The sequence below is a fragment of the Actinoplanes sp. G11-F43 genome (assembly GCF_050589265.1).
Classification (GTDB): Bacteria; Actinomycetota; Actinomycetes; order Mycobacteriales; family Micromonosporaceae; genus Actinoplanes.
Genome location: NZ_JBNZCE010000045.1, coordinates 116,645 through 140,416 on the forward strand (window position 1 = coordinate 116,645; position 23,772 = coordinate 140,416).

21 protein-coding genes and 1 pseudogene are annotated in these 23,772 nt (G+C 72.0%); 18 read left to right on the top strand and 4 right to left on the bottom strand.

From position 1 onward, the window contains the following. The first annotated feature begins 162 nt into the window (after positions 1-162). From ACQ0O7_RS39005 to ACQ0O7_RS39015, 3 genes are all read left to right on the top strand, one after another. The gene (locus ACQ0O7_RS39005) at positions 163-1,275 is read left to right on the top strand and encodes a nucleotide disphospho-sugar-binding domain-containing protein (RefSeq protein ID WP_430790341.1); all 1,113 of its coding nucleotides are present in this window, start codon (positions 163-165) and stop codon (positions 1,273-1,275) included. Between the two features lie 88 nt (positions 1,276-1,363). Continuing rightward, positions 1,364-2,638, top strand: a complete 1,275-nt coding sequence (locus ACQ0O7_RS39010; protein WP_430790343.1) for a phosphopantetheine-binding protein — start codon at positions 1,364-1,366, stop codon at positions 2,636-2,638. Then, positions 2,631-3,212, top strand: a complete 582-nt coding sequence (locus ACQ0O7_RS39015) for a helix-turn-helix transcriptional regulator (RefSeq protein ID WP_430790345.1) — start codon at positions 2,631-2,633, stop codon at positions 3,210-3,212. Before ACQ0O7_RS39010 ends, ACQ0O7_RS39015 begins: the two co-directional genes overlap by 8 nt. Here the strand turns inward: ACQ0O7_RS39015 and ACQ0O7_RS39020 are convergent. Continuing rightward, a complete protein-coding gene (locus tag ACQ0O7_RS39020; protein WP_430790347.1) occupies positions 3,201-4,226 on the bottom strand; it encodes a beta-ketoacyl synthase N-terminal-like domain-containing protein in 1,026 nt (341 codons plus the stop codon). The genes ACQ0O7_RS39015 and ACQ0O7_RS39020 overlap by 12 nt on opposite strands. Beyond that, positions 4,223-5,482 (bottom strand): beta-ketoacyl-[acyl-carrier-protein] synthase family protein, encoded by a 1,260-nt coding sequence (locus ACQ0O7_RS39025; protein ID WP_430790349.1) that lies wholly within the window; start codon positions 5,480-5,482, stop codon positions 4,223-4,225. The genes ACQ0O7_RS39020 and ACQ0O7_RS39025 overlap by 4 nt, the downstream gene beginning before the upstream one ends. Before the next feature lie 139 nt (positions 5,483-5,621). Between ACQ0O7_RS39025 and ACQ0O7_RS39030 the strand changes: the two genes are divergently transcribed. The 10 genes and pseudogenes from ACQ0O7_RS39030 to ACQ0O7_RS39075 all read left to right on the top strand — a co-directional run bounded on the left by ACQ0O7_RS39030 (position 5,622) and on the right by ACQ0O7_RS39075 (position 16,188). Next, the gene (locus ACQ0O7_RS39030) at positions 5,622-5,945 is read left to right on the top strand and encodes a TcmI family type II polyketide cyclase (RefSeq protein ID WP_430790351.1); all 324 of its coding nucleotides are present in this window, start codon (positions 5,622-5,624) and stop codon (positions 5,943-5,945) included. Beyond that, entirely contained in the window at positions 5,942-6,394 is a 453-nt protein-coding gene (locus ACQ0O7_RS39035; protein ID WP_430790353.1) for a cupin domain-containing protein, read from the top strand. Before ACQ0O7_RS39030 ends, ACQ0O7_RS39035 begins: the two co-directional genes overlap by 4 nt. Then, positions 6,391-7,665 (top strand): beta-ketoacyl-[acyl-carrier-protein] synthase family protein, encoded by a 1,275-nt coding sequence (locus tag ACQ0O7_RS39040; RefSeq protein ID WP_430790355.1) that lies wholly within the window; start codon positions 6,391-6,393, stop codon positions 7,663-7,665. Before ACQ0O7_RS39035 ends, ACQ0O7_RS39040 begins: the two co-directional genes overlap by 4 nt. Then, positions 7,662-8,885 carry a ketosynthase chain-length factor gene (locus ACQ0O7_RS39045; protein WP_430790357.1) on the top strand — a complete coding sequence of 408 codons (1,224 nt, stop codon included), beginning with the start codon at positions 7,662-7,664 and terminating at the stop codon, positions 8,883-8,885. The genes ACQ0O7_RS39040 and ACQ0O7_RS39045 overlap by 4 nt, the downstream gene beginning before the upstream one ends. A 17-nt stretch (positions 8,886-8,902) precedes the next feature. After that, a pseudogene (locus ACQ0O7_RS39050) lies at positions 8,903-9,376 on the top strand (SRPBCC family protein); the annotation flags it as partial. Next, positions 9,376-11,001 (top strand): FAD-dependent monooxygenase, encoded by a 1,626-nt coding sequence (locus ACQ0O7_RS39055; protein WP_430790359.1) that lies wholly within the window; start codon positions 9,376-9,378, stop codon positions 10,999-11,001. The pseudogene ACQ0O7_RS39050 and the gene ACQ0O7_RS39055, both read left to right, overlap by 1 nt. 20 nt (positions 11,002-11,021) lie before the next feature. Continuing rightward, positions 11,022-11,699: a TenA family protein gene (locus ACQ0O7_RS39060; protein WP_430790361.1), complete on the top strand. Its 678-nt coding sequence runs from the start codon at positions 11,022-11,024 to the stop codon at positions 11,697-11,699. A 115-nt stretch (positions 11,700-11,814) separates the two neighbouring features. Next, a complete protein-coding gene (locus ACQ0O7_RS39065) occupies positions 11,815-13,332 on the top strand; it encodes a choice-of-anchor Q domain-containing protein (RefSeq protein ID WP_430790363.1) in 1,518 nt (505 codons plus the stop codon). An 83-nt stretch (positions 13,333-13,415) separates the two neighbouring features. Then, a complete protein-coding gene (locus ACQ0O7_RS39070) occupies positions 13,416-14,741 on the top strand; it encodes a cation:proton antiporter (RefSeq protein ID WP_430790365.1) in 1,326 nt (441 codons plus the stop codon). Positions 14,742-14,793: 52 nt separating this feature from the next. Next, positions 14,794-16,188, top strand: coding sequence for an NAD(P)/FAD-dependent oxidoreductase (locus tag ACQ0O7_RS39075; RefSeq protein ID WP_430790367.1), 1,395 nt, complete (start codon positions 14,794-14,796; stop codon positions 16,186-16,188). A 65-nt stretch (positions 16,189-16,253) separates the two neighbouring features. Here ACQ0O7_RS39075 and ACQ0O7_RS39080 read toward each other — a convergent pair whose 3' ends face one another. Further along, complete coding sequence (locus tag ACQ0O7_RS39080; protein WP_430790369.1) at positions 16,254-17,381, bottom strand: LLM class flavin-dependent oxidoreductase; 1,128 nt, start codon at positions 17,379-17,381, stop codon at positions 16,254-16,256. Positions 17,382-17,537: 156 nt separating this feature from the next. Here ACQ0O7_RS39080 and ACQ0O7_RS39085 point away from each other — a divergent pair, with 156 nt between their 5' ends. Genes ACQ0O7_RS39085 through ACQ0O7_RS39095 form a run of 3 tightly spaced genes read left to right on the top strand, consistent with a single transcriptional unit; the run spans position 17,538 to position 20,670 of the window. Further along, entirely contained in the window at positions 17,538-18,395 is an 858-nt protein-coding gene (locus ACQ0O7_RS39085; protein WP_430790371.1) for an LLM class flavin-dependent oxidoreductase, read from the top strand. A gap of 1 nt (position 18,396) precedes the next feature. Continuing rightward, positions 18,397-19,644, top strand: a complete 1,248-nt coding sequence (locus ACQ0O7_RS39090) for an FAD-dependent oxidoreductase (RefSeq protein WP_430790373.1) — start codon at positions 18,397-18,399, stop codon at positions 19,642-19,644. 12 nt (positions 19,645-19,656) lie between these two features. Further along, positions 19,657-20,670 carry a methyltransferase gene (locus ACQ0O7_RS39095; RefSeq protein WP_430790375.1) on the top strand — a complete coding sequence of 338 codons (1,014 nt, stop codon included), beginning with the start codon at positions 19,657-19,659 and terminating at the stop codon, positions 20,668-20,670. A gap of 58 nt (positions 20,671-20,728) precedes the next feature. Here ACQ0O7_RS39095 and ACQ0O7_RS39100 read toward each other — a convergent pair whose 3' ends face one another. Beyond that, positions 20,729-21,736 carry a methyltransferase gene (locus tag ACQ0O7_RS39100; RefSeq protein WP_430790377.1) on the bottom strand — a complete coding sequence of 336 codons (1,008 nt, stop codon included), beginning with the start codon at positions 21,734-21,736 and terminating at the stop codon, positions 20,729-20,731. Positions 21,737-21,842: 106 nt separating this feature from the next. Here ACQ0O7_RS39100 and ACQ0O7_RS39105 point away from each other — a divergent pair, with 106 nt between their 5' ends. Continuing rightward, a complete protein-coding gene (locus tag ACQ0O7_RS39105) occupies positions 21,843-22,031 on the top strand; it encodes a ferredoxin (RefSeq protein WP_430790379.1) in 189 nt (62 codons plus the stop codon). Positions 22,032-22,082: 51 nt separating this feature from the next. Beyond that, complete coding sequence (locus ACQ0O7_RS39110) at positions 22,083-23,684, top strand: multicopper oxidase family protein (RefSeq protein WP_430790381.1); 1,602 nt, start codon at positions 22,083-22,085, stop codon at positions 23,682-23,684. Positions 23,685-23,772 lie beyond the last annotated feature (88 nt).

Genomic DNA, 23,772 nt, shown 5'->3' on the forward strand with positions numbered 1-23,772 from the left:
CAGTCGGGAGGTCGTCCGGGGGTACACCGAAACCCGGGGCGCTGGTCTCCCGCTGGCGGATCGGCGGTGCCGTCGCCGTGGCCGCTCGAGCCGTGCTCGACGCGGCGGCCGTTTCGAGCGGTCCTACAGCGGACGGTCAGCCGCCACTGCTTCGGTGACGCGATGCGGATTCTCTTCACCTGCTGGGCCTGGCCCTCTCATCTGTACGCGATGATCCCGGTCGCCTGGGCGTGCCGGGCCGCCGGTCACGACGTCCTGCTCGCCGTCCCGCCCGCGTTGCGCGCCACGGCACTGGGCACCGGGCTGCCGGTCGTGACCGCCGGTGACGACGTGGACGCCGAGAAGGCGTTCCGGGAGATCGTCTTCACACCGCCCGGCGCGGGCGGCGGGCCGCGGGTGCTGACGCTGCTCACCGAACTGGCCGAGGCCATGACCGGCGATCTGATCAAGCTGATCGGGCGGTACCGGGCCGATCTGGTGGTCAGCGATCCGACCGCGTTCGCCGGCCCGGTGGCCGCGGGTGCGACCGGGATCCCGGTGATCCGGCATCTCTACGGCACCGATCTGATGAGCGCCGCCGGGCGTTTCCTGTCCGGGGTGATCGAGCCGCTGGCGGCCCGGTTCGGGGCCGGTGAACCCGGCCCGTTCGGGGCCGCCACGATCGACCCGTACCCGCCGGGCCTGCAGGTGCCGCTGGGTTCGCGCCGCCTGCCGGTGCGGCCGGTGCCGTTCAACGGTCCGGGCGAGTGTCCCGCGCCGCTGCCTCCGGCCCGCCGGCCGCGGATCTGTGTCACCTGGGGCACCACTCCGGGCCGGCTGGACCCGTCGCTGTTCCTGGCCGGGGACGCGGCCCGGGCGCTGGCCGGGTACGAGGTGGTGCTGGCCGCCGTACCGGAGCAGCGGCACCTGGCCGGCCCGCTGCCGGACCACGTCACGGTGGTGTCCGGGCCGCTGCACCTGATCCTGGACGGGTGTGACGCGGTGGTGGCGCACGGCGGCGCCGGATCGTTGCTGACCGCGGTGACCCACGGGCTGCCGCAGGTGCTGGTGCCGCGGCTGCCCGATCACGTGCGGCATGCCGGCCGGGTCCACCTGGCCGGGGCGGGGATCGTCGTGCCGGCCGCGGAGATGACCCCGCGGGCGCTTGCCGACGCGGTGGCCGCGGTGCTGGACCAGCCGGGATACCGCGCGGCGGCGCACCGGCTGCGGGACGAGGCGGCCGCCCAGCCGGCACCCGCCGAGCTGGTCGCCGACCTGGCCGCGGTCGCCGGCTGACCCTCCTCGACCCGCCCGCGAGCCCCGCTCAAATCGCCGCGGCGATGGTGGGGACCGACCGAGAGCCGACGGCACGCCGGGAGTGACCATGACACCAAGCCCGTCCTTCGACCACGACACCTTCGCCCGGCGACACCGGGGCGGCATGCTGCTGGAACGGCACGGCATCGACCTCTACCTGCACCCGTTCCTGGGGTTCACGCTGGCTCCGGGTCTGCGCGGAGAGGTGATCAACACCGATGAGGAGGGGTTCCGGCTGTCCGACTCGCCGTTCGGGCCGGTCGGCTCGGCGTCCTGGCTGGCCGACGGTGGCGGCGGCATCGTGCTCGGCAACTCGGTGGCCTTCTCGCTGGCGGCCGGCAGTGACCGCGGCACCCTGGCGTCGTACCTGGCACACCGCACCGGCACCCGGCAGCTCAATCTGGGCCTGTGCGCGGCGGTGTCGTTGCAGGAGCTGGTGGTGGCCGTACCGTTCCTCGATCAGGCGAGCACGATCACCGTCATCGGCGGTGGCCCGGATCTGGTGAACCTGATCGGCTCCATCGAGCAGCCCGGCCTGTACGGCACGGTGTCCTACGAGCGGACCTTCGAGGATCTCACCCATGTGCCGATGTTCGACCTGGCCATCCTGGCCGGCGGGCGGGAGGTGCCGGATCTGGCCGACCGGCGGCGTCCCCGCCGTACCACTCCGGCCTGGGATCTCGCCGAGGTGAAGGCCCGGATGGAGCTGGCCGCCGACCGCCGTTTGCGGGATCTCGCGGTGCTGTCCCGGGCCGCCCGCGACGACGCACGCGTGGTGTTCTGCCTCCAGCCGCTCGCCACCACCCGGTTCCGGGAGTTCACCGAGGCGGAGAAGGAGCGTTACGACTTCGCCGCGCCGGTCTTCGGGATGCTGCACAGCGCGGTGGAGGAGAACTGGGACGCCTACGCCGCCCGGTTCGCCGACGGCTGCGCCGAGCTCGGGATCACGTTCGTGAACCTGGCCGCCGGCCGTTTCGAGGGCGACTCGTTCGCCGACACCGTGCACTTCACCGACCACGGCAACGAGCAGGCCGCGGCGATCATCGGGCAGGCTCTCGGGCTGGAGCCGGCACCGGACAGCGATCCGGCACCGGACGGCGATCCGGCGTGGCTGGCTCAGCTGACCGAGATCGTCACCGTGTCGCTCGAGTTGGAGCCCGGGGAACTGACCCGGTCCGGCAGCTTCGTCAACGACTTCGGCGCGGATTCGATGCTGGTCATCGAGATCCTGGCGCGGATCGAGCAGCAGATGGGCGTGCGTATCCCGGATGCCGACCTGCCCAAGATGACCGATCTCGAGGCGGTCGTCGGCCTGGTCCGGCTGCACTCGAAAGATGCGTGAGCGGCCCACGGCCGGGCGTGTCGTGCTCACCGGCAGCTGGCCGGGCACGGAAGTGGACGTTCTCGCGGCGGCGTGCACCCTGGTGGACGCCGCCGCGACGGCGTGCCCGCACCCGGTCGACTGGCTGCTCGCGGTGTCCGGCCCGGACGGCCCGGCGGCGGTGCACGCCCTCGCCGCCGGGCTCCGGGCGGCGGGCTCACCGCGGCTGCGGATCGCGGTCGTCGACCCGGGCGGGCGGTGGCCGGCCGACGGATACGACATCTATCTGGGTGGCGCGGCCGACCCGCGCGAGGTCGTCGCCGCGCTGTGGTTGCACGACCGGGGATTCCGGGTCGGCCGGCCGCCGCCGGGCCGGCCGGCGGCACACTCCCCGCTCACCGTCCGCGAGGATGAACTGCTGCGGAGGGTGTGCGCCGGGCTCGGCAACGACCGGATCGCCCGGGAGCTGCGGATCTCCCGCAGCACCGTGGAGTTCCACCTCACCCGGATCTTCCGCAAACTGGGGGTGCACAGCCGGGCCGAGGCGATCGTGCACGCCACCGGCCCGTTCTGCACGTGTGCGTCAGGCGTCTGATCCGGGGGTCCGCAGCACCGCGGCCGCCACCTGACCGTCCGGGTCCATCGAGGTGACCAGGGTGTCCCCGGTCGTGCCGGCCACGATCGCGGTGGCGACCCCGAAGGCCGACAGGGCGCCGTACGTGTCACCGACCGCCGGCGCCGGATCCAGCACCCGCGCGCCCGGCGCCAGGGTGGCCAGCACCGCCTGCTCGTGCCGGGCGAGCGGCCCGTCGCCTGGTGCGCCGCGCACCACCGCGCCGATCCGGGCGGTATCGGTTCCGGCCAGCCGTAGCGCCCGCGCCACGGTCCGGGCCAGTGTCTCGGGGGCGTCCGCCGGGTCGGTGAAGAAGCCGGCGGCGGTGGACGCCAACTCGGCCAGCACCGGCCGGCCCAGCCGCGCCGCGGCCTCGGCGGTCTGTACCGCAAACAGGCAGGCCCCCTCCCCCGCGACAGCGCCGGACGCCCGGCCGGTGGCCCGCTCGATCCGCAGCCGCCGGTCGGTCACCTCCTCGAAGGCACCGGCCAGCACCACGTCCGCCCGGCCCGCGGCGGCCAGCCGTCGGGCGCAGGTCAGGGCGGCCAGCCCGCTGGCCCGGCCGGCCGTCACGGTCACGTTCGGCCCGTGCAGCTCCAGCTTCACGGCGGCCTGCCCGGTGGTGTAATTCATGATCGCGGGCGGCATCCGGTTGTGGTCGACGAAGTACGGTTTGGCACCGGCCAGCGAGCCCTTCGCCACCACCATGTACGACTCGAAACCGGCGGTGGCACTGCCCAGCACGATGGCGCGGCGGGCCGGGGCCACCCCGGACAGGTCGAACCCGGCGGCGAGTTTGGTCAGCGCGCCGACCGCCAGGACCGCGGCGCGCTCACGCAGGCGTACCCGCCGGGTGGTGCCGAAGTCGTCGTCGCCGGCCTCGGTGACGCGCACCGGATGGGCGCCGGCACGGGCGGCGGGTAGGCCGGCCACGAAATCGGCGGTCTCGTTGCCGAGCCCGGAGACCACGGCCATGCCGGAGATGACGATGCTCATCGGTTCGCTCCCTCGATCCCGTCGGAGAACTCACGCAACACCACCGCGGCGTTGTTGCCGCCGAAGCCGAGCGAATTGACCATGGCGGTACGGATCCGGGCCGGGCGTGCGGTGTTCGGCACGCAGTCGATCACGCAGTCCGGGTCCGGGTTCTGGAAGTTGACGGTGGGCGGCAGGAAGCCGTGCCGCATGGCCAGCATCGCGGCGATGCAGGTGTGTGCCCCGGCAGCGCCCATGGTGTGGCCGATCATCGACTTGAGCCCGACGATCGGTGGCAGCGCCGTGTCCCCGAAGACGTCGCGGATCGCGCCGACCTCCATCGGGTCGCTCGCCTTGGTGCCGGTGGCGTGCGCGAAGATCACGTCGAGGTCGGCCGGATCGACACGGGCGTCGGCCAGCGCGCCGGAGATGCAGGCGGCAACCCGCTGGCGTACCGGCGCGGTGGGGTGGTCGGCATCGCAGTTGAGCTGGAACCCGAGAACCTCGGCGTGGATGGTGGCGCCGCGACGGCGGGCGTGCGCCAGGCTCTCCAGCACCAGTGAGGCGGATCCCTCACCCCACATGGTGCCGTCGCGGTCACGGTCGAACGGGCGGCAGCGTTCGGTGGCCATCGCGCCCATCCGGAAGAATCCGGCGAAGGCCATCCGGTTCACCGCGTCCGCGCCGCCGCAGAGCGCGAAGTCGGCTTCACCGGCCCGGATGGCGTCGGCGCCGTACGCGATGGCGTAGTTACCGGCCGCGCACGCGGTGGGGATGGTCACCGTCTCGACGTCGCGCAGGTCCAGTTCGGCGGCGGCGGTGGCGGCGAGCCGGCCCGGGCCGAGCAGCCGCGCCGACTCGGCGGCCAGCGGGGCGTGCTCGTCGCGGACCTCGGCCTCGGCCACCGCGTCGAGTTCCAGTGACTCGCCACAGGTGGTGCCGACCGCGATCAGGCCGTGTTCGGCACGGGCCGTCTCGAGCGGGAATCCAGCGTCGGCCATCGCCATCCGGGCGGCCACCGCGGCCAGCGCGGCCACCCGGCCGGTCTCCTTGGGAGAGACCCGCCGCAGGCCGTCGGCCGGTTCGAAGTCGGTGACCTCACAGGCGTTGTAGTGCGGGAAGGCGGTGGCGTCCCAGCGGCTGATCGGCTTGGCCCCGCACCGGCCCGCACGCAGGCCGTCGAGAAATCCGTCCCGGCCGGAGCCGATGCTCGACACCACGCCGAAGCCGGTCACCACGATGCGGTGCTCGTCACGAGCGTCCTCGGTAGTAGACACGCAGCCACTATCCGGCGTGCCGGCGGACCGCTGCCACTAGGGCAATCCCTAGGTCGCCCGGGTTCGAGCAAGTTTCGACCGGGCGGCTATCCGGGCCGCACATCATGTGCCGCGTCACCCGATCGAGAGGGGCCGCAAAGTGCACCGCACGCTGATCGTCGCCCGGATGGCTCCGGAGAAAGCCGACGACGTCGCCGGGATTTTCGCCAAGTCGGACGCCACCGACCTGCCGCACCTGATCGGCGTCTCCCGCCGCACCCTGTTCCGTTTCCACGACCTCTACTTCCATCTCGTGGAGGCCGACGAGGACATCTCACCGAGCCTGTACCGGGCTCGTTCGCACCCGTTGTACGGGCAGATCAACGAGGAGCTGTCGCACCACATCCGGCCGTACGACCCGGACTGGAAGGAACCGAAGGACGCCATGGCCAGCCCGTTCTATGTCTGGGAGGCGGACAAGTGAGCGACACGACCGCACCCGCCGTGTCTCCCGTGGTGGCGGCCGCCGACGTGGCCCCGAACCGCCGGCGCGGTGGTGAGATCCGGGTGGTGCTCAGCCCGAAGACGGCAGCCACCACGTCCGGTTTCCTGGGCACCCTGACCGTTCGGCCCGGCGAGTACGTGGCCGAGCACTACCACCCGTACTCCGAGGAATTCGTCTTCGTCACCAGCGGCACGCTGACCGCCCGGGTCGACGGCTTCGGAACGTTTCCGGTCCACGCCGGTGAGGGTTTCGTGGTGCCGATCGGCAAACGGCACCGGGTGTGGAACGACGGTGACGCCGACGTGCGGGCGGTGTTCCACCTGTCGCCGCTGGCGCCGCGCCCGGAACTGGGTCATGTCGACACCGAGCCGCTGCCGGCCGGCGGGGAGTCGCTGGGCCAGCTCGACGTCGGGGCGCCGCCTCGATGACCGGTCAGCGGCGCGTGGTGGTGACCGGGATCGGAGTGGTCGCGCCCGGCGGGATCGGCACCAAGGCGTACTGGGAGCTGCTGACCGCCGGACGGACCGCGACCCGGCCGATCTCGCTGTTCGACGCCACCGGCTTCCGGTCGCGGATCGCCGCCGAGTGCGATTTCGACCCGGCGGCGCAGGGCCTGACTCCGCGGGAGATCAGGCGGATGGACCGGGCCGCGCAGTTCGCGGTGGTGTCGGCGCGGGAGGCGCTGGCCGACAGCGGGCTGGATCCGGGCACCGTGGCGCCGGAGCGGATCGGTGTCAGCCTGGGCAGCGCGGTCGGCTGCACGATGGGCCTGGAGGAGGAGTACGTCGTGGTCAGCGACCGCGGCCGGCGCTGGCACGTCGATCCGGCGTACGGCGTCCCGCAGCTCTACGGCTACATGGTGCCCAGCACGATGGCCGCGGAGGTGGCGTGGACCGCCGGTGCGGAGGGGCCGGTCGGCCTGATCTCCACCGGTTGTACGGCGGGGCTGGACGCGGTCGGCAACGGCGCCAACCTGATTTCGTCCGGCCGGGCCGATGTGGTGCTGGCCGGTGCCACCGACGCGCCGATCTCACCGATCACCTCGGCCTGTTTCGACGCGATCAAGGCGACGTCGCCGGACAACGACGACGCCGAGCACGCCTCCCGGCCGTTCGACGCCGACCGGCACGGATTCGTGCTCGGTGAGGGCGCCGCGGTGCTGATGCTGGAGGAGCGCGAGGCGGCCCGGCGCCGTGGCGCGCACGTGTACGCCGAGATCGCGGGCTACGCCGGCCGCAGCAACGCCTACCACATGACCGGTCTGAAGCCGGACGGCCGGGAGATGGCCGAGGCGATCCGGCAGGCGATGGACGCCGCCCGGGTGTCCGCCGACGCCATCGATTACATCAACGCGCACGGCTCGGGCACCCGGCAGAACGACCGGCACGAGACCGCCGCGTTCAAGAAGGCGCTGCGGGACCGGGCGTACCGGGTGCCGGTCAGCTCGATCAAGTCGATGGTCGGGCATTCGCTGGGCGCGATCGGCTCGATCGAGGTGGCCGCGTGCGCTCTCGCGATCGAGCATCAGGTGGTGCCGCCGACGGCGAACCTGCACCGGCGTGACCCCGAATGCGATCTGGACTACACCCCGCTGACCGCCCGGGAGCACCGCATCGACGGGGTGCTGAGTGTGGGCAGCGGCTTCGGTGGTTTCCAGACCGCGATGGTGATCACCCGTGACCGCGGGGGCGCGTCGTGAGCCGGACGGCGGCGGTGACCGGGATCGGCGTGACCGCGCCGAACGGTCTCGGCACCGAGGACTACTGGGCGGCCACCCTGGCCGGGCGCAGCGGGATCGGCGTGATCACCCGCTTCGATCCGGCCGGATATCCGGTGCGGCTGGCCGGGGAGGTGGACGGGTTCACCGCCGAGGGCCTGGTGCCGAACCGGCTGATCCCGCAGACCGACAACTGGACGCATCTGGGGCTGACCGCGGCCGCCTGGGCGCTCGCCGACGCCGGCGCCGACGACGCCGGTTACGGCGAGTACGACATGGCCGTGGTGACCGCCAGTTCGTCCGGCGGCACCGAGTTCGGGCAGCGGGAGATCGAGCGGCTGTGGAGCCGGGGCCCGTCCTGGGTGGGCGCGTACCAGTCGATCGCCTGGTTCTACGCGGCCACCACCGGGCAGATCTCGATCCGGCACGGGATGCGCGGGCCGTGTGGGGTGATCTGTTCCGAGCAGGCCGGTGGGCTGGACGCGGCGGGACAGGCCCGGAGTCTGGTACGGCAGGGCACCGGCCTGGTGGTCACCGGGGGCACCGACGCGTCGCTGTGCCCGTACGGGCTGACCGCGCAGCTGAGCAACGGGGCGCTGAGCACACGGGCCGATCCGGCGCGGGCGTACCTGCCGTTCGACGCCGAGGCCGCCGGGTACGTGCCCGGCGAGGGCGGGGCGATGCTGGTGGTCGAGGACGGGGAGACCGCCCGGGAACGCCGGGTTCCGCGGGTCTACGGGTACATCACCGGGCACGCCGCCACGTTCGACCCACCGCCGGGTTCGAGCCGGGAGCCGGGGCTGCGGCGGGCGATCGAGCTGGCCCTGGCCGATGCCGGGGTACGCCCGGACGAGGTGGACGTGGTCTTCGCCGACGCCAGCGGGGTTCCGGAGCAGGACGCCGCCGAGGCGGCCGCGATGGCCACGGTGTTCGGTGCCGGCGGGGTGCCGGTGACCGCGCCGAAGACGATGACCGGCCGGCTCTACGCCGGCGGGGCGGCCCTGGACCTGGCCACCGCTCTGCTGGCGCTGCGGGACCAGGTGATCCCGCCGACGGTGGGTGTCACCGCGCCGGTCCCGGGCTACCGGCTCGACCTGGTTCGTGACGCCCCCAGGGAGGCGCGGTTGCGGACCGCGCTGGTGGTGGCCCGGGGATACGGCGGTTTCAACGCGGCGGTCGTGCTGGCCGCCGGACGGCGATGAGAGGAGACGGCCCGATGGCCGGACACACCGACAACGCGATCGTGATCGGCGCGCCGATGGACCTGGTCTGGGAGATGACCAACGACGTGCCGGCGTGGCCACAGCTGTTCAGCGAGTACGCCGCGGCCGAGGTCCTGGAACGTGACGGGAACACCGTCACGTTCCGGCTCACCATGCACCCGGACGAGGACGGCACGGTCTGGAGCTGGGTGTCGCGGCGCACCGCCGACCCGCTGACCCGGGAGGTCCGGGCACACCGGGTGGAGACCGGGCCGTTCGAGTTCATGCGGATCCACTGGACGTACGAGCAGGTGGACGAGGGTGTCCGGATGCGCTGGCGGCAGGACTTCCACATGCGGCCACAGGCGCCGGTCGACGACGACGCGATGAGCGCGCACCTGAACCGCAACACGGTCATCCAGATGAACCGGATCAAAGGTCTGGTCGAGGCCGCGGCCGCGAGCCGCGTTCCCGCGCGGGAGGGTTCCTGATGTACGACGAGGACGTCGACGTTCTGATCGTGGGCGCCGGGCCGGTGGGCCTGTCCACGGCGTTGTTCCTGGGCCGGCACGGCATCCGGGCCGCCGTGGTGGAGAAGCGCGCCGCCACCTCCCGGCTGCCGCGGGCACCGGGCCTGCAGGCGCGCACCATGGAGCTGTTCCGGGCGGCCGGGATCGGCAAGGAGATCCGGGCGCTGGAGATCGGCGATTCGCACCGTTTCTTCGAGGGCGGGATCCTGCGGGTCAACACGTATGCGGAGATCGCCGACGCGGTGGTGCTGGAGGCACCGTCGCTGGACGGCCCGGAGATCAGCCCGGAGCTGGTGATGGGCTGTGGCCAGGACCGCTACGAGGTGGTGCTGACCGAGAAGGCGATCGAGTACGGCGCGAGTGTGCGGTTCGGGCAGCGGCTGATCGGCGTCGAGCAGGACGACGAGGGTGTCACCGCCTCGATGGAGGACGTCGGCACCGGAGCCGTGCGTACCGTCCGGTCGCGCTATCTGGTCGGCGCCGACGGGGCGGGCAGCACGGTCCGCGGGATCCTCGGGGTGCGGCGTTCCGGTCTGGGCACCGTCTTCAACGCGCTGAGCATCTACTTCCGGGCGCCGGAGCTGGAGCGGATCCTGGCCGACCGGCCGTTCATCCTCTGTTACGCGACGGTCGGCGGGACCATGACCGGGCTGTCCCGGCTGCACGGCCGCGATCCGTGGCTGGCCGCGCCGGTCTATCACCCGGAGCGTGGGGAGAAGCCGGAGGACTTCACCGACGAGCGGTGTGTGGCGATCGTCCGGGAGGCCGCCGGCCGGCCGGACATGGCCGTCGAGGTGCTGGACAAGGTGCCCTGGGAGGGCGCCCAGCTGGTGGCCGAGCAGTTCCGGGTGGGCCGGGTGTTCCTGGCCGGTGATGCCGCGCACGTGCACCCGCCGGCCGGCGGGTTCGGCGCCAACACCGGGATCCACGACGCGCACAACCTGGCCTGGAAGCTGGCCGCGGTGATGCGCGGCTGGGCCGGGACGGATCTGCTGGACAGCTATCACGGCGAGCGGCACGCGGTCGGCACCGCGATGGCCGAGCAGGCGATGGTGCGCAACCGGATCCGGCACGGGTACGCCGACGAGGACACCCGCCGTCAGATGGTCGACGACATCATCATCACCCTGGGCTACCGGTACCGGTCCGGGGCGGTGGTCGCCGCCGACTCGCCTCCGGTGCTGACCTCCCCGCTGACCCTGACCGGTGAGCCGGGGACCCGGGCGCCGCACGTGTGGCTGAGCTCGCCGGCCGGCCGGCAGTCCACCATCGATCTGTTCTGGTCGTCGTTCGTCCTGCTCACCACCGCTGAGGACACCGTCTGGGCGGCGGCTGCGGAACGGGCCGCGGCGGCGGCCGGGGTGCCGTTGCGGACGGTACGGGTGGGGCCGGGCGGTGACGTGGTGGATCCGGACCGGGACTTCGCCGCCCGGTACGGCATCGGATCGCACGGTGCGGTCCTGGTCCGCCCGGACGCGTTCGTGGCGTGGCGGGCCGCCGACGGCTCCGGCGAGCCGGACCGGGTGCTGGCCGCGGTGCTGGCCGCGGTGACCGGGGCGGCGGCACCGGCCGTGGCCGGGTCATGACGGTGCCGCGGACGGCACCCGTGGGCCATACCGGCCCGCGGGTGCCGGCCCGGCGGACGCTGCGCCGGCGGGCCGATCCGGTGCTGGCCCGGATCCGGTCGCATCCGTTCTGGCGGGGGCTGCGCGACGGTACCCTGCCGCCGGCGGAGTTGGCCCGGTTCGCGGCGCAGGACGCCACCTTCCTGGTGCCGGCGTACGCGCGGGCGCTGGCTCGCGGCGCGGCGGCCGCTCCCGGCGACGGGCACGGGGAACTGCTGTCGTCGGCCGCGGCGGCCACGTTCGGTTCGCTGCCGCGGTTGCGGGCCGAGCTGCCCGGCGTCGGCGCCGGCCCGGTGGCGGGGCCGGCCGACCCGGTGGTGCGGGCGTACGCGTCGTTCCTGCTCGCCGCCCCGGTGACGGCGAGTTTCCCGGGGATGGTGGGGGCGCTGCTGCCGATGTCCTGGTTTCATCTGGAGGTCTCCCGGGAGCTGGCCGGTCCCGCGGCCGGCGGTACCCGGTACGCCCGCTGGGTGGCGCAGTTCCGGGCGCACGACGGATTCGCGGACTATCTGGAAGCGCTGCTGACGATGGCGGACGCGGTCGCGGCGGGGGCCACCGGCGCCCAGCGGCGGGAGTTCTTCGAGCTGTTCTCGACCGCCGCTGACTTTGAGTTGCTACTTGCTGACTATGCGTGTTCGCCACTGCCGCAGCACCACTGATCAGCGAGGCCGGTCCCCCACACTCCGGCCAGCGTCGATCAGCGTATTGGAGAACACCATGCCACTCGTCACTTCCCGTATCCGCTCCCTCAGACGCATCGGAGGCCGGATTCTCATGGCAACCGTCACCGGCGCGGCGGCCCTCACCATCGGGGCGACCGGCGCCGATGCGACACCCCGCAACGCCACCGCGTACTACCTGGACTGCTCCGCCGGCAACGACGCCGCCAACGGGACCGCACCGGAGCGGGCCTGGAAGACCCTCGCCCGGGTCAACCAGGTGGTCTTCAAGCCAGGCGACTCGATCTCCCTCAAGCGCGGCACCACCTGCACCGGTGTGCTCCAGCCAAAGGGGTCCGGCACGACCGCCGCGCCGATCAAGCTCGGGGCCTATGGCAACGGCGCCCGGCCGAAGATCGTCGGCACCGGCGGCCGGGCCACCGTGCTGCTGCGCAACGTGCAGGGCTGGCAGATCCGGGATCTGGAGATCACCAACCCGGGGCCGGCCGACGGCACCGCCCGCACCGGCCTCTACATCCAGTTGGAGGACTTCGGCATCGGCCGGTCCTACCTGGTGGAGAACGTGTACGTGCACGACGTTCCCGGCTGCGACTGCCTCGATCCGACACTGGACAACAGCGGCGGCATCCTGTTCGAGGCACAGGGTTCGGTCACCCCGACCGGATTCGACGCGATCACCATCACCCGCAACACCGTGTCCGGCGTGGACAACATCGGCATCGGCACGCTCTCCCAGTGGTCCCAGCGTGACCTCTTCCCGGGCGGGCACAACTCGTACGTCCCGGTCACCAATCTGCGGATCTCCCGGAACGTCCTGTCCGACCTGGGGGGTGACGGAATCCTGATGATGAACGCCGTGGACGCCGTCGCCGAGTACAACAAGGTCGACGGATTCGGGCTGCGGGCGTCGCAGTCGCACGCCGCCGTCCTGGCCTACAACGCGGACCGGGCGATCATGCAGCACAACGAGATCACCGGTGGTGCGGCCATGCCGCCGTCGTTCTCGTTCAGCGTCGACGCCGCCACCAAGGACATCGTCTACCAGTACAACTACAGCCACGACAACAATGGGCCGTTCGTCCTCTACTGCGCCCCGCAGGGCACGTTCGCCGACGGTTCGATCATCCGGTACAACATCAGCGAGAACGACAAGGACCTCGACCTCGGCGGATTCATCATCCCGGTGGTCGCGGCCGGCTGCGACAACGCGGTCAGCAACGCCCGGTTCTACAACAACACGGTGTATTCGCCGAACGCCGCGAACCTCGTCGGCACCCTGGAGCCACACCCGTCGATCGAGTTCACCAACAACATCTTCGCCGGCCTGCCCACCGGGGCGACCTTCCAGGCCCCGGAGAGCACCTACCGCAACAACCTGTTCCTCAACGCCGCCGAGGTGCCGTCCGGCGCCACCGGATCGGTCACCGGTAACCCGAAGTTCGTCAACCCCGGAGCTCTGCCGGCGGCCGGTCTCGCGCTGCGCTGCGGCTCACCGGCCATCGACGCGGGCGCCCCGGTGGCCGCCAATGGCGGCAAGGACTTCTTCGGGTTCAGCGTCTCGGCCACCACGCCGAACATCGGCGCGTACGAGGGACCCTGCCTGAAGTCCTGAGCACCTCCCGGCACACGACAGTCCCGCCCGGCCCGCCGCGCGGGACTGTCGTCCGTCCGGGCGCCCACCGAAACGGAGCCATCATGCCCCTGATCGACGGAGCCGATCTGCGGACGTTCCTGTTCCAGCTGTCCCTACTCATGATCACCGCGTTGCTGCTCGGCCGGCTCACCCAGCGGATCGGTCTCACCCCCATCGTCGGCGAACTGTGTGCGGGTGTCCTCTGGGGGCCGTCGGTGCTGGGCGCGATCAGCCCGGCGGCCGCCGCGCGGATCTTCCCACCGGACGCGGCCGCCTTCCACATGGTGGAGGCGGTGGGCCAGGTCGGCGTCCTGCTCCTGGTCGGCCTGACCGGCGCGCACATCGATCTCTCCCTGGTACGCCGCCGCGGGTCCACGGTCGCCAAAGTCAGCATCGGCGGGCTGATCCTGCCGGCCGCGCTGGGCGTCGGGATCGGCCTGCTCGTCCCGGCGTCGCTGATCCCGGACACCACCGAACGGAACACCTTCGCGCTGTTCCTGGCCGTCGCCATGGCCGTCAGTGCCATCCCGGTCATCGCCAAGACCCTCACCGACCTGCGCATGGTGCACCGCAACGTCGGCCAGATCATCCTCTGCTCGGTGACCATCGACGACATCGTCGGCTGGGCCACCCTGTCGGTGGTGTCGGCGATGGCGACCACCGGCGTCCGGTTCGGCAACGTCCTGCTGTCGGTCGGCTCGATCATCGGCGTGTTCCTGGTCGCGCTGCTGCTCCGGCCGCCGATGCGCGGCCTGCTGCGCCGGGCGGACCGGGCCGACGGCCCGGACGGCAGCGCCACCACCATCGGTGTGGTGGTCGTGGCGGTGCTCACCGCGGCGGCCCTGACCCAGGCGGCCAAGCTGGAGGCGGTGTTCGGCGCCTTCGTCTGCGGCATGGTGCTGGGCAACAGCGGGGTGCTGGCGCATCACCGGCTGGCGCCACTGCGCGCGACGGTGCTGGCGTTCCTGGCCCCGCTGTTCTTCTCGCTCGCCGGTCTGCGGATGGACCTGACCGCGCTGGCCGATCCGGTCGTGGTGGTCACCGGCCTGGTGGTGCTGACCGCGGCGATCGTCGGCAAGTTCGCCGGCGCCTACCTCGGCGCCCGCTGGAGCCGGATGAGCCACTGGGAGGGCCTGGCACTGGGTGCCGGCATGAACGCCCGGGGCGTCATCGAGGTCATCATCGCGATGGTCGGGCTCCGGCTCGGCGTGCTGAGCGTGGAGATCTACACCGTGATCATCCTGGTCGCGATCGTGACGTCGCTGATGGCCCCGCCGCTGCTGCGCCACACGATGGCCCGGGTCGAGCAGACCGCCGAGGAGGATCTGCGGGCCCAGACCTTCGACGGCCGCCCGATGGCCCGCAACACCGACCCGGCCGGCGGCTGACACTCGATCGGCGCACCACCGCCAGTGGACGCCGGGTCAGCACGATACCGGCATGCGTGAATCCACCCAGGTCCTTGTCATCGGCGGCGGGCCGGCCGGCGCGACCGCGGCCGGCCTGCTGGCCAAGCAGGGGTTCCAGGTGACGCTCCTCGAGCGTGACCGCTTCCCCCGGTACCACATCGGAGAATCCATCCTCCCCTCCTGCCGTCCCATCTTCGAGCTGCTCGGTGTGTGGGACAAGATCGAGGCGCACGGTTTCCAGCCCAAGGGCGGCGCCTTCTTCCACTGGGGGCCGGAGAAGTGGGAGGTCGCCTTCCGCGACCAGGGCGACGACAACACCAACGCGTGGCAGGTCGTCCGCAGCGAGTTCGATCAGATCCTGCTCGACCACGCCCGGGAGCTGGGCGTCGACGTGCACGAGGGGGTGAGCGTCCGGGAGATCGAGTTCGACGGCGACCGGGCGGTCGCGGCGCGCTGGTTCGAGACCAAGAACACCGGGGCGGGCGGCCGGATCGAGTTCGGGCACGTGATCGACGCGTCCGGCCGGGCCGGGGTGCTCGCCACCCGGCACCTGCAGAGCCGCCGGTTCCACCAGGTGTTCCGCAACGTCGCGGCCTGGTCGTACTGGCGCGGCGCCACACCGCTGGCCGAGGGGCCGGAAGGCGCGATCGCCGTCTGCTCGCTGCCGCAGGGCTGGTTCTGGGCCATCCCGCTGCACGACGGGACGCTCAGTGTGGGCCTGGTCACCAGCCGCGACCTGTTCAACGACAACCGCCAGCGGCTCGGCGACATCCAGGCGGTGTACGACGAGGCCCTGCAGCAGTGTCCCACCGTCCTGGGCATGCTGGAGAACGCCGAACAGGTCAGCGGCATGAAGGTCGAGCAGGACTACTCGTACGTCTCGGAGTCCTTCGCCGGACCCGGCTATCTGCTGTCCGGTGACGCGGCCTGCTTCCTGGACCCGCTGCTCTCCACCGGCGTGCACCTGGCCACCTACAGCGGCATGCTCGCCGCGGCCAGCCTCTCCAGCGTGCTGCGCGGTGAGGTGGAGGAGAAGGAGGCGAACACGTTCTACGAGACCGTCTACCGGCACTCGTACGAACGGCTGCTGGTCCTGGTCTCGGTCTTCTACGACAGCTACCGGGGCAAGGACTACCACTTCTACAACGCCCAGCGGCTCAGCCAGGACGAACGCGACCAGCTCGACGTGCAGGCCGCGTTCGACCGGATCATCACCGGCATCGCCGACCTGAACGACGCCGAGAACGCCTATGGCGTGGTGCAGCAGCATCTGCGCGGTGCCACCAGCGGTGATCCGAACCCGCTGAACAACCTGAACCGGGTGCACGAGATGAAGAAGTCGCCGATGGATCCGGCGAACGCGGTCAACGGCCTGTACCTGACCATGCGGCCACAGCTGGGCCTGGCGGTCCGCCCCACCGAATGAGAAGAGGACGAGCCGGGCGCCTCCGCACGACAGCGGAGGCGCCCGGCTCGTCCTCGTCCGGTGGCTCAGCCGGCCGCGGCACGCAGCCCGCGCAGCGTGCGCAGCGGGTCGGCCAGCGGGGGAAGGGCAGCGAACAGTCCGGTCAGCCCGGCCTCCGACAGCGTCTCGAGATGGTCGGCCACCTGGGTGACGTCACCGGTCACACCGGTCATCGACAGGGCCAGGTCGACCAGGCCCAGCTCCTCCAGCAGCTGCGCGTTCTTGCCGCCGACCGTGTGGTCCCAGACGTCGTAACGCCGCTCCATCTCGGCCACCGCGGGCAGCAGATCAGCCGGCACCTGCGAGCGCATGTGGCGGCTCTTGAGCCGCAACGCCACATCCGAGGCGAGTGCGGCGCCGATCTCCCCGGTGGCCTCCTCACGGGTGCCGGCCACCGATACGAAACTGAAGCCCCACACCTGCACGGACGCCGGGTCCCGGCCCGCCTCCTCGGCCGCCCGGCGGATCACCTCCACCTTGCGGGCCACCCGCTCGGCCGACGTCCCGACCGTGGTCACCACGCCGTCGGCCAGCTCACCGGCCAGGCGCAGGGTGCTCGGGTAGTCGGCGGCCACGAAGACCGGCATCGAGCGGGTCCGGGTGAGCGGCTCGGTGTCGAAACCGTCGACCCGGGCCGAGTCGCCGTCCAGGACGGCCCGCACCGCGACCAGGTAGTCGCGCAGCTCCCGCGGCGACGCCACCGGTGACCGGCCGACGATGCGCCGCACACTGCCGCCGTTGCCCAGCGCCAGCATCGCCCGGCCGCCGGTCAGGTCGTACAGGGTGGACACCGCGGTGGCGGTCGCCGCCGGGTGCCGGAAGAACGGTGTGGTCACCATCGGGGTGAGGATGGCCCGCCGGCTCTCCTGGGCCGCCACGGTCAGCGACACGTACATCTCATAGGCCCGGGCCGGGCTGTCGCCGACACCGATGATGTCGAAGCCCAGCTCGTCGGCGAGCCGGACGGCTTGGCGGAACGTGGCGAGGTCGTCCGCCCACTCAATGATCGCTCCGAGTCTCAGGGCTCTGTCCTCCAGGTCCGCGGCCGGCTGTCGACCGGCCTGTGCTGATGAGCCGAGTGGAGTTATGTCACGGATGGCCGCAGCCCGGGTCGAGGTCAGGTCCATCCGGCGCCGCGGCCACCGGACCGGCACGGCCGCATCGACCGGCTCTCGACCGCTGCCCCAGGCGGGCTCGGCAAGCTGGCCGCGTTCGCCAGACGCGATCCTGCGCCGGACGCGAATCCTTCGCCGGGCGTGATCCTGCGCCGGCGGCGAATCCTTCGCCAGGCGCGACCCGAGGAGAGAACGATGGATATCGGCGTATGCCTGCCCACCACCGTGCCCGGAGCCCGGGGCCGCCAGCTGATCGAGTTCGCCCGCCGTGCGGAGGCCCTCGGGTTCCACAGCCTGACGGTGGTCGACCGGATGGTCTACGACAACTACGACAGCATCGTGTCCCTGGCCGCCGCGGCCGGCGTCACCGAGCGGATCAAGCTGGTCACGGCCATCCTGCTGGCGGCCTACCGGCCCAGCCCGGTGGAGCTGGCCAAGCAGTTGGCCAGTCTGGACCGGATCAGTGAGGGACGACTCGTCGTCGGTGTCTCGTCCGGTGCCCGCGCCGACGACTACGAGGCCACCGGCACCGAATACGGCAACCGCGGCCGGCGTCTCGACGAGACCATGGAGCAGCTGCGCGCGGTGTGGCGCGGGGACGGCCCGGCTCCCGGTGTCGGCCCCCGCCCGACCAACGGTGACATTCCGTTCTGGGTGGGTGGCCAGTCACCGGCCGCGCTGCGCCGGGCGGCCGAGTACGGCATCGGCTGGATCTCCCCGGGCGGGCCGCCGCACAAGTACCCGGACCTGGTCACCAAGGTCAAGGAGCTGTGGGCCGCGAAGGGCCGCGAGGGCACCCCGCGAATGGGGGCGAACTGCTACGTCTCGCTGGGCGAGAACGGCCGGCAGGTGGCCGACGAGCACATGCGCAGCTATTACGCCTACATGGGCGACCTGGTCCAGCACCTGGCCAAGGGTGCGATCACCGACGAGAACGTGCTGCGCGACGTCGTCGACGGGTACGCCGCCAACGGCTGCGACGAGTTGCTGCTGCTGCCGTGCAGCGCCGACCCGGAGAACCTGGACCGTATCGCCGCCGTGGTGTTCGGCTGACATGGACGTCCCGAATTTCCCGGGCCGCGCGGCGCGGGTGCTGATCGCCGGTGGCGGCATCGGCGGGCTGTGCCTGGCGCAGGGCCTGCGGCAGGCCGGCTTCCACGACGTCACGGTGTTCGAGCGGGACGACACGCCGGACGGCCGGATGCAGGGTTACCGCCTGCGGATCAGCCCGGACGGTGAGGCGGCTCTGCGGGCCAGCCTGCCCACCCGGGTGCTGCACCTGCTCGTCGCCACCGCCAACGACCGGCATCAGGGCGGGCTGGAGGCGTACGACGAACGGTTGACGCCGATGCCCGCGCCGTCCTTCGACGACCCGCGCGGTGACCGGCCGGAGAAGATCGACGCGGTGGACCGGGGCACGTTGCGCCGGGTGCTGCTCGCCGGCATCGAGGACGCGGTCCGGTTCGGTAAGCGCCTGACCCGGTACGAGACCGGCGCCGGTGGCGTGGTGGCACACTTCGCCGACGGCACCCGGGCCACCGGGCACCTGCTGATCGCGGCGGACGGGGCGCACTCCGCGGTACGCGCCCAGGCCCAGCCGGCCGGCAATGTGCGCGACATGGGGGTACGCGCGGTCCTGTCGCGCACGCCGCGGGCGGCGGCGCACCGGGCCGGCCTACCGCACCGGCTGCGGGACCGGTTCCTCAACGTGACCGCGAGCGACGGGCTCCGGCTGGCGCTGATGCCGATGGTGTTCCGCACGCCGCCACGGCACGCGGCCGAACGGCTGTGGCCGGGTCTGGACCTCGGCGACGGCGGTGACTACTACATGTCGGTCTTCAGCGTGCATCAGGACGTGCTCGGCATCGACGACGAGCGGTTCTTCGCGATGACCGGGACGCAGTTGCGGGACCTGGTGCTGGAGCGGACCACCGGCTGGCATCCGGATCTGCGGGGCGTCTTCGCACACGCCGAGCCGGCGGAGACGTACCCGCTGGCGCTGCGGGCCACCGTCCCGGTGGAACCGTGGCCGGCCGGGCCGGTGGTCCCGCTGGGTGACGCGGTGCATCTGATGCCACCGACCGGCGGGGTGGGCGCGAACACCGCGCTGCGCGACGCCGCCGGCCTGTGCGCGGCACTGACGGCGGCCGCTGACGGCCGGGTGCCGCTGCCGGAGGCGATGGCCGGATACCAGCGCGACATGGTCGCGTACGCGACCGATGCCATCGAGATGTCCTTGCGGATCGCGCGCTGGTCGATGAAGAAGATCGATGTCAGTGCTACCGAGATGTCCACCACGTAGAAGCGGGGTCAGATGACCATCCATGCGAACGACGTCAGCCGGCCGGCCGGGATCATCCGGCTCGCCAACTCCTTCTGTGACGCCAAGGCGTTGCTCACGGCGGTCGAACTGGGCCTGTTCGACACCCTGAGCGCGGGTCCGGCCGACCTCGGGCAGATCCGGGAGAAACTGGGTCTGGACGGTCGCGGCCTGTCCGACTGGCTGGACCTGCTGGTCGAGCTGGGCCTGCTGGAGCGGGACGGCGACCGGTACCGCAACGCCGCCGGGGCCGGGCGGTTCCTGGTCCGGGGGGCGGCCACCTACATCGGCGGTTTCCTGGAGCGGTCCAACCGCAACCTGTACCCGGCGTGGGGACGGCTGGCCGACGCGTTGCGCACCGGGCAGCCCCAGTCCGGCAGCAGCTTCGACGCGGTGGTGGAGAACCCGCGGATCCTGGGTCAGTTCATCAACTCGATGGACGCGCTGACCCGGACCCTGGGCCCGCAGCTGATCGCCGCCTGGGACGGCTGGGACCGCTACGGTTCGGTGCTGGACGTGGGGGGCTGCCGGGGCGCGCTGGCCGCCCAGATCGTCGCCGCGAACCCGAACCTGGCCGGGCACGTGTTCGACCTGCCGCAGATGGAGCCGTTCTTCGACGGCCTGGCCACCGAGCGTGGTCTGCGCGACCGGCTCACCTTCCACGGCGGCAGCTTCTTCACCGATCCGCTGCCGCCAGCCGACGTGGTGGTCCTCGGGCACGTGCTGCACGACTGGGACGCCGGCCAGCGCGAGTTCCTGATCAGGAAGGCGTTCGACAGTGTCCGGCCGGGCGGCACGCTGCTGATCTACGACCGGATGCTGGACCGCGCCTCCAGCCGGGTGGAGAACCTGGTGATCAGCCTCGACATGCTGCTGGTCACCGACGGCGGCTCGGAGTACACCGTGGCGGAAGCGACCGGCCACTGCCTGCGGGCCGGTTTCGCCGATGCCGAGAGCCGTGATCTCGGCGACGACGACACGCTTGTCATCGCCCGCAAGACCGCCTGAGCAAGACCGCCGCAGGGCCGGGATCCGTAGTGGTCCCGGCCCTGCGGCATGTCCGGTGTCAGGCGGCCTTGTGACAGCACACCAGTGTCTCGTCGTGGCCCAGCGGGCGGGCCGACACCGACGCGAACCCGGCCGACCGCGCCGTCTCCTCCAGTTCGGCCACCGGGTATTCGCCGCCCTCCTCGGTGACCAGGGCCATGGTCAGGCTGGCCACCAGATTCCCGACACCCGGATCGGCCGGGTCCAGCATCCGGTCGTGCACCACCAGGAGCCCGCCCGGGCGCAGTGCCCGGAACGCGGACCGGACGAGGGCCGAACGCTGCCCGCGGTCCCAATTGTGCAGCACGTGACCGAATACGATCAGGTCCGCGGCCGGCAGCGGGTCGGTGCGGAAGTCACCGGCGTGGAACGTCACCCGATCGGTGAGCCCGGACGCGGCCATGTGCTCGGCGAGGACCGGGCCCAGCTGCGGCAGGTCGAAGACGTGCCCGGCGACGGTGGGATGGCGTTCGGCGACGGCGGCCACCAGAGCGCCCCGGCAGCCGCCGACGTCCAGGACGTCGTGGTGGGCCGCCCAGTCCACCGCGTCGAGCAGCAGCGGCACCAGGGGGCGCAGGGTGCCGTCCATCATGCCGGCGTACCGGCGCAGCGCCGCCGGATCGTCGAGCATGGCGGTGAACGAGTCCGGCGACGACTGCGGGCGGCCGGTGCGCAGCGTGTCGGTCAGCGAGCCCCAGACCGGGTACAGGTTGGACCGCGCCCCGCGCAGGAAGCCACCGAGGTATCCGGGCTCGCCGGCCACCAGGTGCCGGGCCGTGTCCGCGGTGTTGGCGTACCGGCCGCCGGTGCAGGTCAGCAGACCGAGCCGGACCAGCAGCTGGAGGAAGTCACGGGCGCCGCGGCCGTGCAGTCCGGTCCGGCGGCACAGCTCCTGCTCGGTCTCCGGGCCGTCCCGCAGGGCGGTGAACAGATCCAGCTCCGCAGCGGTGAGCAGGGCCTGCGATTCAGAGAAGGCGTTGCCCAGCCGGAGGATCCAGGAGCCCGGCGGGGATGCGGTGTCAGTCATGCCCCGATCGTCACCGCCGGCTCTGGACCGGTGCTCGAGTCACGGCGGTCACCCTGGTCCGGCACCGGCCCGGCACCGGCGGGGCCGTCGACCGACAGGGGTGACGATGCGCGTCAGAGCCACGAAGGAGACCTGTGCGGTCGCCAGTCTCTGCGTCTACCGGGCGCCGGACGTGTTCGACCAGGATGAGGACGGTTACGTCGAGGTGCTCGACGAACAGCCGCCGCCGGAACTGCACGACGAGGTCCGGAGCGCGGCCCGGGGCTGCCCCACCAGATCCATTCACTTGCAGTAGCATCGCGCTGACATTGTGAAGTCCACAGTCGATAGACGGGGGAAAGACGCCTTGGCTCAGCCGGCCGAGAGCGCGTCGATCCAGGACGCGCCGACCGCATCCGAGACGGACGAGAACACCTCGAAACCACGCCGGTCCACCCGGCGCCGCATCCTCAAAGGGCTCCTGATAGGCGTTCCGGCCGTCCTCGCCGCGAGCACCGCGGCCGGCGGCGTGGTCTACGCCCTGGCCGACACCGACACCACCGGAAAGGTGGATTTCGACCGGCCGCTGACGATCCCCCCGCTGGCCCCGGGCCGCGTCCAGGACGGGCGGACGATCTTCGAGCTGCACGCCACCGCCGGTGAGCGGCAGCTGCGCCCCGGCCCGCCGACCACCACGTGGGGCTTCGATCAGGGCTTCCTCGGCCCGACCATCCGGGTTCGCCGCGGTGACACCGTCCAGATCGACGTCCGCAACGGCCTCGCGGAGGACACCACCGTCCACTGGCACGGCGCCCTGCTGCCGGCCGCCATGGACGGCGGCCCGCACCAGTCGATCCCGCCGGGCCAGACCTGGCGGCCCCGGTGGAAGGTCGAGCAGCCGGCCGCCACCCTGTGGTATCACCCGCATCCGCACGGCGCGACCACCCACCACGTCAACCGGGGAATGGCCGGGCTGCTGCTGATCGACGACGACGAGCAGGCGGCCGCGAGCGGCCTTCCCGGCCGGTACGGCGTCGACGACGTCCCACTGATCGTGCAGGACAAGAACTTCGACAGCGGCAACCAGTTCGACGAGGACTTCTCCGCGCTCGGTGACGTCGGCATCCTCGGTGACACGGTGCTGGTCAACGGTGTTCCCGGAGCGTTCTTCGAGGTGACCACCGAGCGGGTGCGGCTGCGCCTGGTCAACGCGTCCACCGCCCGGGTCTACGACTTCGGTTTCGCCGACGACCGCGAGTTCGCACTGGTCGGCACGGACGGCGGGCTGCTCGCGGCACCGCACCCGACCGACCGGATCCGGCTGTCCCCGGGCGAGCGTGCCGAGATCGTGGTGGCCTTCCGGCCGGGTGAGCAGGTGGTGCTGCGCAGCTATCCGCCGGATCTCGGCCTCGATCCGCTCAACGAACGCTGGACCGGCGGCGACGACCGTCTCGACATCATGCAGTTCCGGGCCGCCGCGTCGTTGGGCGCCTCCCCCGTGCCGGCCGCCACGCTGGCGCCGCCGGCCGAGGTCACGCTGGCCGCGGACGCGGTGGTGCGGCGCTTCGAGATGGCCGGCAACCTGATCAACAACCAGGCGATGGACATGAACCGCATCGACTTCGGGGTGCCGCGCGGCACCACCGAGGTGTGGGAGGTGGTCAGCCCGTTCCCCCGGCCGCACAACTTCCACCTGCACGGCGGCCATTTCCAGGTCCTGTCGGTGAACGGGGCGCCGCCGCCACCGGAGCTGAGCGGCTGGAAGGACACCGTCTACAACCCGCCGGAGGCCGTCCTGCGGCTGGCCGTGACCTTCACCGGCCACGCCGACCGGAACACCCCTTTCATGTACCACTGTCACCTGTTGCTGCATGAGGACCGCGGCATGATGGGCCAGTTCGTGGTGCTGGAACCGGGCGAGAACCCGGGAACCCCGGCACACGCCGGCCACTCCGAACCGCCCCGGTGAACCCGGCGCCGTCGAGCGGCTGTCGAGAGCGGCTTCAACGCCGCCCGGCACGCTGGGAGACGGCGTCGGAGCAACCGGAGGAGATGGA